8 protein-coding genes are annotated in these 10663 nt (G+C 70.0%); 1 reads left to right on the forward strand and 7 read right to left on the reverse strand.

The annotated features are described in order from the left end of the window. Nucleotides 1-16: 16 nt before the first annotated feature. The 7 genes from E1295_RS24800 to E1295_RS24830 are packed head-to-tail and all read right to left on the reverse strand — an operon-like array spanning nt 17 to nt 9382. Nucleotides 17-1816, reverse strand: coding sequence for a right-handed parallel beta-helix repeat-containing protein (locus E1295_RS24800; protein ID WP_132633144.1), 1800 nt, complete (start codon nt 1814-1816; stop codon nt 17-19). Further along, nucleotides 1813-3648, reverse strand: coding sequence for a right-handed parallel beta-helix repeat-containing protein (locus E1295_RS24805; RefSeq protein ID WP_220448877.1), 1836 nt, complete (start codon nt 3646-3648; stop codon nt 1813-1815). Before E1295_RS24805 ends, E1295_RS24800 begins: the two co-directional genes overlap by 4 nt. After that, nucleotides 3645-4412 (reverse strand): RraA family protein, encoded by a 768-nt coding sequence (locus E1295_RS24810; protein WP_132633148.1) that lies wholly within the window; start codon nt 4410-4412, stop codon nt 3645-3647. The genes E1295_RS24805 and E1295_RS24810 overlap by 4 nt, the downstream gene beginning before the upstream one ends. 8 nt (nt 4413-4420) lie before the next feature. Further along, nucleotides 4421-6379 (reverse strand): DUF8034 domain-containing protein, encoded by a 1959-nt coding sequence (locus E1295_RS24815; protein WP_132633150.1) that lies wholly within the window; start codon nt 6377-6379, stop codon nt 4421-4423. Between the two features lie 2 nt (nt 6380-6381). After that, complete coding sequence (locus E1295_RS24820) at nt 6382-7188, reverse strand: carbohydrate ABC transporter permease (RefSeq protein WP_220448878.1); 807 nt, start codon at nt 7186-7188, stop codon at nt 6382-6384. Further along, nucleotides 7185-8114, reverse strand: a complete 930-nt coding sequence (locus E1295_RS24825) for a carbohydrate ABC transporter permease (protein ID WP_220448879.1) — start codon at nt 8112-8114, stop codon at nt 7185-7187. The genes E1295_RS24820 and E1295_RS24825 overlap by 4 nt, the downstream gene beginning before the upstream one ends. Next, nucleotides 8111-9382, reverse strand: coding sequence for an ABC transporter substrate-binding protein (locus E1295_RS24830; protein ID WP_132633152.1), 1272 nt, complete (start codon nt 9380-9382; stop codon nt 8111-8113). Before E1295_RS24830 ends, E1295_RS24825 begins: the two co-directional genes overlap by 4 nt. Nucleotides 9383-9543: 161 nt before the next feature. Between E1295_RS24830 and E1295_RS24835 the strand changes: the two genes are divergently transcribed. Then, complete coding sequence (locus E1295_RS24835; RefSeq protein WP_132633154.1) at nt 9544-10638, forward strand: FCD domain-containing protein; 1095 nt, start codon at nt 9544-9546, stop codon at nt 10636-10638. Nucleotides 10639-10663 lie beyond the last annotated feature (25 nt).

A 10663-nucleotide genomic window follows, 5' to 3' on the forward strand; every position in this document is an offset into this window, starting at 1 on the left:
CGCCCGCGGGCGCCGTCTAGCGGGGAACGGGGTACGGGAACGCGCCGGTCACGCCGATCTTGTCGTACTCCATCTTCGAGGCGTCGAAGCCGTCGGCCCAGTTGGCGTTGGTGACCTCGTTGCACTGGTAGCTCTGGTACTTGTCGTCGGTCACCTCGCCGACCTCGATGTCGGTGAAGGAGAAGCCGCAGCCGCCGGCGTCCATGTGCACCCCGCGCGTCCCGCTGTCGGGCATCGACGCGTCGGGGATGACGTCGCCGATCACGACCTGGGAGACGCGGTTGGTGACGGGGTGCGGGTCGCTGTTGCTGACGCCGTAGGTGTAGAAGGCGCCCATGTCGCCGCTGTCCAGGCCCGCCTCCTCGATGCGGAGATACTTGAACACGTTGCCGTGGGCGTACCCGTCGCCGTCCTTGACCTCGGGGCGCACCTCCAGGCTGATGCCGTAGCGGGCGCTGTGCCGGACCACCGTGTGGCTGACCTCGTTGCCGCCGGTGTTCATGAGTTCGACGCCGGCCGCGTCGCCGGGCACGAGCTCGCCGACGTGGTGGATGTAATTGTTGGTGAAGACGTTCTGACCGGCCACGTCACCTTCGCCCGGGTACGGCCCTTCGACCTTGATGCCGTCGGCGCCGATGTTCTCCAGCAGGCTGTCGGAGATCCGGACGTGGTCGTTGGCGAACAGCAGGTAGAGCGCGGTGAATCCGGTGTCGGCGATGTGCAGCCGGGTCAGGTCGATGTGGCGGGTGTTGGTGAGGGTGACCGCGCCGAACCGGTTGCGCGGCATCTCGATCTGCCGGTCGTACTCGGGGTACTTGTGCGGCACGCCCGCGTCGCCCGCGCTGATCCAGCCGTTGCGGTACCAGCCGACGAAGTCGCTGTACTGCAGGGCCAGCCCGTCGAAGGCGAGGTTCTGCACCCGCTTGCCCGGGGAGCTGCCCGCCAGCGACAGGATCGTCCGCACCGTCGGCGCGACGACCTCGTCGACCGAGCCGCGCGGCCAGTAGTAGACCTCGCCCTTGGCGAAGTCGAAGAAGTACTCGCCGGGCTGGTCGAGGAAGTCGAGGGAGTTCTGCAGGAAGTAGCGCGAGCCGCCGCCGCTGTTGACCAGGGCGTAGCGCGTCCAGTGTTCCAGGGTGAGCTGGTTGTCGTCCCACGACGGGTTCTGGATCGGGACGGTGTCGGTGAACCAGCTCCACGAGCCGCCCGACCAGACCGTCACCTGCGCGTTGTCGAGGTTCCAGCTCTTGTCCCACTCGCCCGGCTTGGAGTAGAGCCACTGGTGCACCGCCTCCTTCTCCGGCTCCTTGAGCACGGAGGTGAGGTAGGGCGCCCACACGTCGTCGGACCTGCGGTTGGGGTAGCGGGCGGTGGTGGCGCGCTTCCCGTCCTCGAACAGCGTGTAGAAGGTCCGGTCGACCTTCGTCCTGTAGATCTCGCCCTTGTACTTCTCCCAGCCGGTGAGCGGCTCGGCGCCGAGCAGGCGGGCCTTGCCCGGCCCGTCCACGCTGCGGTAGACGATCCGGTGGCCGTTCTCGCCCGAGTCGGCCTCGGTGAACTCGATGGTCTTGTCCACGACGTAGTCACCGGCCGCGACGTTGACCACGATGTCGCACTTCTGGTGTTTCTTCGCGGCCCTGACCTGGTCGCGGGCGTGCTCGATCGTCTTCCACGGGTGCCGCGCGCCGCCCGCGCCGCGGTCCGCGCCGTCGGGCGCGACGTAGAACTCCGTCGGCCTGCAGGGTGCCTGGGCGCTCGCGGCCGGGGCGACGACCAGCGCGGCCAGGACGACCACCGCCGCGCTCACGACCTTCACCGCGTCACCTTCGCTTCCGGCAGCGGGTACGGGAACGCGCCGGTCACGCCGATCTTGTCGTACTCCATCTTCGAGGCGTCGAAGCCGTCGGCCCAGTTGGCGTTGGTGACCTCGTTGCACTGGTAGCTCTGGTACTTGTCGTCGCTGACCTCGCCGACCTCGATGTTGGCGAAGGAGAAGCCGCAGCCGCCGGCGTCCATGTGCACGCCGCGCGTCCCGCTGTCCGGCATCGCGCCGGCGGGGTCGTTGATGACGTCGCCGATCACCATCTGCGAGACGTGGTTGTCGATCTCGTGCGGCTCCGTGTTGCTGACGCCGTAGGTGTAGAAGGCGCCCATGTCGCCGCTGTCGAGCCCCGCCTCGTCGATGCGGATGTAGGAGAAGCGGTTGTTGCGGGCGTAGTTGTCCTCGTCCTTGATCTCGGGGCGCACCTCCAGGCTGATGCCGTAGCGGGCGCTGTGCCGGACGTTGACGTGGCTGACGGTGTTGTTGCCCGTGCTCATCAGCTCGATGCCGGCCGCGTCGCCGGGGACCAGCTCGCCGACGTGGTGGATGTAGGTGTTCGTGATCGTGTGATGGCCGGAGATGTCGCCCTCGCCGGGATAGCCGCCCTCGACCTTGATGCCGTCGGCGCCGATGTTCTCCAGCAGGCTGTCCGACACCTTGACCCGTTCGTTGGCGAACAGCAGGTAGACGCCCATGAAGCCGCTGTCCGACAGGTGCAGCCGGGTCAGGTCGATGTCCCGCGAGTTCGTCACCGTGATCATGCCGAACCGGTTGCGCGGCATCTCGATCTGCCGGTCGTAGACGGGATACTTGTGCACGTAGCCCGAGTCGCCCTCGCTGATCCAGCCGGCGCGGTACCAGTCCACGAAGTCGCTGTACTGCAGCGCCAGCCCGTCGAAGGCCAGGTCGTGCACCCGCTGCTCGGGGGTGCTGCCCGCGATCTGCAGGATCGTCTTCACCGTCGGTGCCATGACCTTGTCGATCGAGCCGCGCGGCCAGTAGTAGACCTCGCCCTTGGCGAAGTCGAAGTAGTACTCACCCGGCTGGTCGAGGAAGCGCAGCGTGTTCTGCAGGAAGTAGCGCGAGCCGCTGCGGCTGTTGACGAACGAGTAGCGGGCCCAGTGGTTGAGCGTGAAGAAGTTCTTGCGGAAGTCGGCGCCGCCCAGCGGCACGGTGTCGGTGAACCAGCTCCACGAGCCGCCCGACCAGACCACGACCTGGGCGTTCTGGTCGAAGTCCGCGTCCCACTCCTGCGGCACGTCCTCCGGCTTGAAGTACAGCCACTGGCGCACCGCCTCCTTCTCCGGCTCGCCGAGGATGGAGAACAGGTAAGGGGACCACAGGTCGTCGCTCGTCCTGTTCGGGTGGCGGGCGGTGGTGGCGCGCTTGCCCTCCTCGAACAGCGTGTAGAAGGTCCGGTCGATCTTGGTCTTGTAGATGTTGTCCTTGTACTTCTGCCAGCCGGTGAGCGGCCTGGCGCCGAGCAGGCGGGCCTTGCCCGGCCCGTCCGCGCTGCGGTAGGTGATCGTGTGGCCGTTCTCGCCCGAGTCGGCCTCGGTGAACTCGATGGTCTTGTCCACGACGTAGTCACCGGCCGCGACGTTGACCACGATGTCGCACTTCTGGGGTTTCCTGTCGGCCCGCAGGGCGTCGCGGGCCTGCTCGATCGTCTTCCACGGGCGTTTCTCGCTGCCGTCGCCCCGATCGCTGCCCGAGGGGGAGACGTGGTAGTCGCAGGTGGGTCTGCCGGCAGCCGACGGGCCGGGGGTGGGTGTGGTCAAGCTGCCGATGAGTAAGACGATCGCGCCGACGGACCTGAGAATCACTGGCTCTCCTTGATGTTGCGCCACCGTTCGTACTCGGCGCGGGTTTCGGGGGTGAGGGGGTAGTAGTCGGAAAGCGCCCCGCCCTCCTCGATGCGGGCGCGGCTGTAGCGCTCCCACTGCTCGTGGTCGGCGGCGGCGTCCAGCACCTGCTGGGCGCGGCGGCGCGGCACGATCACCGCGCCGTCGTCGTCGGCCACGCACAGGTCGCCGGGCAGCGCCAGCGTCCCGCCGACGGCCGCCGGCACGTCGTACGCCCACGGGAACAGCTCCGCCTGCGAGGCGTAGTGGGGGGTGGCGCCCGTCGACCAGATCGGCAGGCCGAGGCCGCTCACCCTGGGCAGATCCCTGATCCGGCCGTCCACGACGATGCCGGCGCCGCCCTTGCGCTTGAAGTAGCGGACCAGCATGTCGCCGAAACAACCGGTGTAGGCGCTGCCGTACGCCTGCACGACCAGCACGTCACCGGGCCGGATCTCCTCCAGCACGGCCCACAGGGCGGTGTGCCGCTCGACGTACTCCTGGCCGAGCCCCGAGGCGATGTCCTCGCGCTGCGGCATGAACTGCAGCGTGCGCACCCGGCCGGCGACCTTCTGCCCCTGGGCGATGGGACGCGGTCCCTCGATGAAGGTACGCCGGATGCCCTGCGCGTGGAGCTTGGCGCAGGCGGTGGCCGAGCTGATCCGGGACAGTCCCTCCACGAGGGCGGGATCGGGTTCGGCGGGCAGGTCCCCGCGAACGGGCAGATCCCAGATGGCGTCGTCCATGAAACTCCTCAGTAGTGCTGGTGCGACGGCGTGCGGACGCGCGCGGTCGTGTGCAGGTCGAGCCGGATGCGGCGGCCGGGCGGCAGCTCCACGAGCAGGCGCGGGCCGTCCACCGCCACCTCCTGACCGGCCTCGGTGATCGGGGGAGAGGTGTAGGAGCGCGGGTCGCCCGGGTAGTCGCCGCCGGACCGGGTGACCACCGCGCGGTCGATCCGGTGCTCGCCGAACGCGCCCGCCTGCACCACGACCCTGCGGGTGCGGGCGACGCCGAGGTTGACCAGCTCGACGCCGGTGGCGCCGGGGCGTACCGAGTCGACCAGGGCGGCCACGTCCGGGGGCAGGCCGGGGCGGCGGCGGTCGGCGTCGTAGTAGGCGAGCCGGGTGGGCAGCAGCCCGCCGTTGTAGAGCACCTGCGGGGTGCCGGTGGCCAGCTGCAGCAGCGCTTCCGTGACGACCGGGTTGAGCCGCTGCCAGTGGTGCACGTGGATGGTGGACAGGTCCGCGGTGTCGGCGTCGATGAGCGCCATGCGCCGCTGCACCTGGCCGAGCGCCGCCGACAACATCGCCTCGGGGAAACCGGGGTTCGTGCCGCGCAGGAACTCCAGCCACGGCGCCTCGTGCCCGGCCTCCTCCTTGTTGCGGAACGGGCGCACGACCGTCCAGTCGTAGCCGGAGCCGGCCCGCAGCCGGTCGAGCCGGTCGGCGTCGCCGCCCGACTGGCTCGCGTGCCAGAGCCAGACCGGCAGGCCGAGCTGCGGCGGCTGGAAGTCGAACCAGCCCTGGTCGTCGTGGCGGTTGGGCACCAGCATGGTCGGCTTGCCCGCCTCGTCGCCGAGCTCGGCCAGCCAGCGGTCGCTGATGCTCATGTCCGTCGCGGTGACGCCGGCCTGCACGGCGCGGCCGTACACCGTCTCCAGCGGGTCGCGGCCGATCGCGAGCGCGGCGTCGTCGCCGGTCAGCAGGTGGGCGTTGACCGCGGCGATCGCGGCGGCGGCGCCCACGCTGTAGATGCCGTGCGGCCACTGCCAGCCGTAGTTGCCGCCGTACCAGCGGCCGCCGTGCAACTCGCCGACGACGCCGGACGGGCCCACGTTGTCGGGCAGGACGCCGCCGTTGGCCTCCGCCCTGCGCTGCCAGGCGCCGATGTAGCGCAGCGCCCAGTCGCGGTACCGCTCGTCGCCGTCGTACAGCCAGGCGTTGACCGCGAGGCTGGTCGCGGCCAGGTTGACGGCCACGTCGCCGCGGCCGATGCGTTCGTTCATCGCGGCCCCCATGCGGGCCGCGTTGCACGGGTCGGCCAGGTCCTCCCACCGCGTGATGCCCGGCAGGTCGCGCAGCGGCAGGCCGAACGGCCGCATGCTCACCAGGTCGGTGTGGTAGGAGGCCCACTCCCACTGCAGGCCGTAGCGGGGGCCGCCGGCGCCGTTGTGCGGGGCGCGGATGATGTCGTGCTCGGCGTCGTAGTTGGCCGAGCCGGGCAGGTAGAGGTCGGCGAAGCGGCGGGCGCGCTCGCGGAAACGGTGGTCGCGCGGGTCGGCGGCGCAGATGCCGTAGAACAGCAGCAGCGACTCGCCCTGGTGGAACCAGTCATAGCCGCGCTCGAACTCGTCCACCAGGTAGCCGAGCTCCGTGAGCTGCGCGGTGACGCCCTCCCAGTGGTGCTTGGCGGCGTCCAGCAGGTCGTCCGCGCCGCCGAGCTGGTAGAGCGTCGGCCAGTTGAAGAACGCCTCGTAGAAGTCGTCGGCGCCGTCCCGGTCGGCGGCAGGACCGTGGTACACGAGCCGTCCGTCGGGGCCGCAGTAGCGGGCGGCGAAGACCCGCCAGGCCTCGTCGAGCGTGTCGAACAGGCGGCGCTCCAGCACCGCCCAGGCGGGCGGCGTGCCGAGCGGGACGGTCGCGGTGACGGAGGGCTGCGGATCGCCGGCGGAGGTGGTGAGGGAATCGGGGGGCGAGGGCACTGTGCGCATCTTCAACCTTTCGTGGCCCCGGTGGTGAGGCCGCTGATGATGTGCCGTTGCATGAAGACGAAGAAGACGAGGAGCGGGGCGATGGCCAGCAGCAGCGTCGGGAAGACCACCGTGTAGTCGGTGGAGTACTGGCTGACGGCGGCGTAGACGCCCGTGGTCACCGTGTAGAGGCCGCTGCCGGGGCCCAGGATGATCTGCGGGTTCACGAAGTCGTTCCACACCGAGAACGTGTTGAGGATGACCATCGTGGCGACCGCGGGACGCATCAGCGGGAAGACGATCTGCCAGAACGTGCGCAGCCGCCCCGCCCCGTCGACGGCCGCCGCCTGGTCGAGCACGGCGGGGATGGTGGCGATGTAACCGGCGTACAGGAAGATCGAGAACGGCAGCGTGAGCGTGGTCTCGAACAGCACGAACCCGCGGATCGTGCCCATCAGGCCGAGGGTCTTGAGCACGTACACGACGGGGATGACCAGCACCTGGCCCGGGATGAACGTCCCGGCCAGGAAGAACAGCATGAGCACCCGGAAGCGCCGCTTCGGGCTGCGCGCGATCGTGTACGCGGCGGGTGCGGCCAGCAGCACCGACAGCACGTTGACGGCGACCACGAACAGCAGCGTGATCGCGTACCCCTTGACCACGTCGAACTGCGGGTTCGTCAGGGCCCTGCCGAGCGGTTCGAGCGTGAGGCCGCCCAGGCCGAACGGGTCGCGCAGGATCTCCTGCTGGCCCTTGAACGCGTTGACGGTCAGCACGTAGAGCGGGACGAGCATGAACGCGACGGTCGCCCAGAGGAAGGTCCTTCTCACTGGTGCACCGCCATCTCGCCGCGCCGGCGCAGCCGGGTCACCACGAACGCCAGCGCCGCGGTGACCAGCATGAGGATCACCGACTGGGCCGAGCCGAAGCCGAGGCGGGCGTCGTGGAAGGAGTTCCACAGGATGAGGTAGGCGACGGTCTGGGTCTGCCCGGCCGGGCCGCCCGCCGTCAGCGACACCACCAGGTCGTACGTCTTGAGCAGCGTCACCAGCGACAGCACGATGTTGATCGTCACCGACGGTCCCAGCGCGGGCAGTGTGACGTTCCTGAACACCTGCCACCGGGTCGCCCCGTCGATCCTGGCGGCCTCGACCAGCGAGTGCGGCACCGCCTGGAGCCCTGCGAGGTAGAGCACCACGTTGACGCCGAACCCGGCCCACACCAGCACCGCGATCATCGTCACGGTCGCCCAGGCGGGGTCGGACAGGAACGGCAGCACCTCGCCGCCCCAGGTGGTCACCAGGTTGTTGACCGCGCCGTTGGTGCCGAGGATGGCCGACCAGAGGAAGCCGACCACGAGGGCGCTGAGCACGTGCGGGTAGAACAGCACGATCCGGAAGAAGGCGTTGGCCCGGGAGGCGCCGTTCACCAGGAGCGCGAAGCCGAGGCCGAGCAGGTTGAGCCCGGCCGTGCCCGCCGCCGCGACGAGCAGCGTGACCAGGGCCGCGCGGCGCAGCTCGGGATCGTCGAGCAGCCGCGCGTAGTTGGCGGCGCCGACGAAGGCGGGGTCGGCGCTGAAGCCGTCCCAGTCGGTCAGGCTCAGGTAGAAGGCCAGGCCGACCGGGACGACCAGCATCACCACGTAGAGGACGGTGGCCGGGCCGGCCATCAGCGCGGTCGTCAGGCCGTCGTACCGCCTGCGCCTCGGGGGCGTCTCCCGCACGGTGGCGACGGGTGCTTCTCGGGTGAGCGTCATGACCGTCCGGCCAGCCAGCGGTCCACGCCCTCGGCGACCTGCTCGGGCGACCTGCCCACGTACAGGCCCTGGACCTCGGTGTTCCACGCGGAGTTGAAGCCCTTGGGGAGGGTGGCGTCGCCGTAGCCCTCGCCCTGCGGCACGCCGGACGGCGCCGCGTCGAGGATCTCCTGCACCTGCCGCTCCAGCGGGGTGAACTCGCGCTCGACGCCGGTGCGGAAGTTGCCGTCCTGCTTGAGCTGGCTCTTGACCGCGGCCGGGTCGGTGACGAGCCACCGCACGAGCTTGAGCGCCGCGTCCTTCTGCGGGCTCGACTTGAGGATCATGTACGGCGCCGCGAGCGTCGCGCCCTGCGGGCCGGGGTAGCGCTGGCCCTTGTCGACGGGGGCGGGGAAGACGCCGACCTCGAAGTCCTTCTCGGCCTTGGCCTCGGCGGCGGTGAACCAGCTGCCCATGACGTACATCGCCGACTTGCCGGACAGGAACGCGGTCTCGGCGTCGGCGTACTTCAGGCCCAGGGCGTTCTTGTCGACGTACCCCTTGCCGATCCAGTCGTGGTAGCGCTTCAGGTACGGCAGCAGCGACTCGCCGGCCTTGATCTTGCCGGAGCCGACGTCCTGCTGCCAGGTGGGGTGCTTCTGCGCGCGGGAGGGGTTGGAGAGCTGGAGCAGCTGCAGGCCGGTCAGGAAGTCGCCGCCGGTCTGCAGCGGCAGGTAGCCGGCCGACTTGAGCTTGCCCATGGCGGCGTCGAACTCGTCCCACGTGGCCGGCGGCTCGTCGATCCCTGCCTTGCCGAAGGCGCTCTTGTTGTAGAAGACCAGCGACTGGGCCTGCACGCCGACGCCGACGGTGTAGATCCTGCCGCCCAGCTTGGCCTGCTCGGCCAGCGGCGTGTCCTTCGCCCACGGCTGGTCGCTGAGGTCGAGCATCTGCTTGGCCAGCGTCTCGTCCGCCATGAGCGTCTCGACCACGTCGGGCGCGTTGCCGGCGGCGAGCTGCTGCGGCAGCGTGTCGGCCACGCCCTTGCCGGTGGGCGCCTCGATCTTCACGTCGATGCCGGGGTTGGCCTGCTCGAACGGCTTGACCAGGCCGTCCCAGTACGCCTGCGTGAGGTTCGGGCTGATGTTGACGAGCATCCTGACGGTGATCTGGCCGCCTTCGCTCTGCCGCGCTTGCGAGTCACCGGCGAAGCCGCCCCCGCCGCAGCCGGTGAGCAGGAGCAGACATCCGATGCCGGACAGGACGAGGGATGGACGGGGGGACCGCATCGCACCTCCAAGGGGGCGAGATCTGCGACGCCTTTTAATGGGTCGATACTCGATTAGCGATTATTTAATATGCTGGTAACCGGGGTCGGTCAAGGGGTTATGTCGTGCTACAAATACGTTTCCAGCGGGTGGCTGAGTCATAAATGCGTTAGGGTCGGGGTGTGACTGGACGTGAAGACGACAAGCGGCTGGCCGTGGGCGCCGAGGAGCGCGCAACCCTGGAGGCATGGGCGGAGCAGGCCGGCAGCGGGCTCGGTCTGCGCAGCCGCATCGTGCTGGCGTGCGCCGACGGGCTGTCCCGCAAGGAGATCGCGGCCCGGCTCGCCGTCAGCTCGGCGACCGTCGCCAAATGGCGCGCCCGCTTCGTGGAGCGCGGCCTCGACGGCCTGGCCGACGCGCCGCGACCCGGGCGGCCGCGCAGCACCGAGCGGCAGGAGGCCGAACGGCTGATCGCCGCCGCGGCGCGCGGCTCCGCCGTGCCCTCCACCCGCTCCATGGCCAGGCAGCTCGGGCTGTCGCAGTCGACGGTGGCGCGCATCTGGCAGGAGCAGCAGATCGCCCCGCCCGCCAGCCAGGTGCTGCCCAGGGAGCTGCTGTCGGACCGGGTCTACGCGCTGCTGCGCGGCTGGATCGTCTCGGGGGAGCTCGTGGCGGGGCAGCGCCTGGTGGAGGCCGAGATCGCCCGCAGGGTCGGCACCAGCCAGGCCCCGGCCAGAGAGGCGATCAAACGGTTGGCCCACGAAGGACTCGTCATCTCCTATCCCAACCGGGGCAGCTACGTCGCGGAGATCTCCGACGAGCAGGCCCGGGAGGTGCGTGACATCAGGGTGCTGCTGGAGGAGTATGCCGCACGCGGCGCCGCCGCCCGCATCCAGCCCGAGACGTTGCAGCAGCTCGCGGGGGATGTGCTGGCCATGCGCCGGGCGGCGGGCGACGGTGACATCGGGGCGTTCAGGGACGCCGACCTCGCCTTCCACCGGCGGGTGTGCGCCGCGTGCGGCAACTCCTTCCTGCTGCGGTTGTGGCGGACCATCGAGTCGAACCTGTGGAGCCTGCACGTCGTGGGCAACCCGCTCTACGAAGGCGACTGGATGGCGATGGCGGGCCACCACGACGACCTGGTGGCCGCCCTGTCGTCGGGCGACCCTGACGAGGCGGCCCGAGCACGGACGCGCGCGAGAACGGCCCCCAGGCCGCACGCGCAGCGTGCGGCCGAGCGCAGGGCCGCGCTGGCGGCGCGCAGCGCCGCCGCTTGATACCTAAGAGATCAATTCGGCAAGT

The sequence above is a fragment of the Nonomuraea mesophila genome, from assembly GCF_004352805.1.
GTDB lineage: Bacteria > Actinomycetota > Actinomycetes > Streptosporangiales > Streptosporangiaceae > Nonomuraea > Nonomuraea longispora.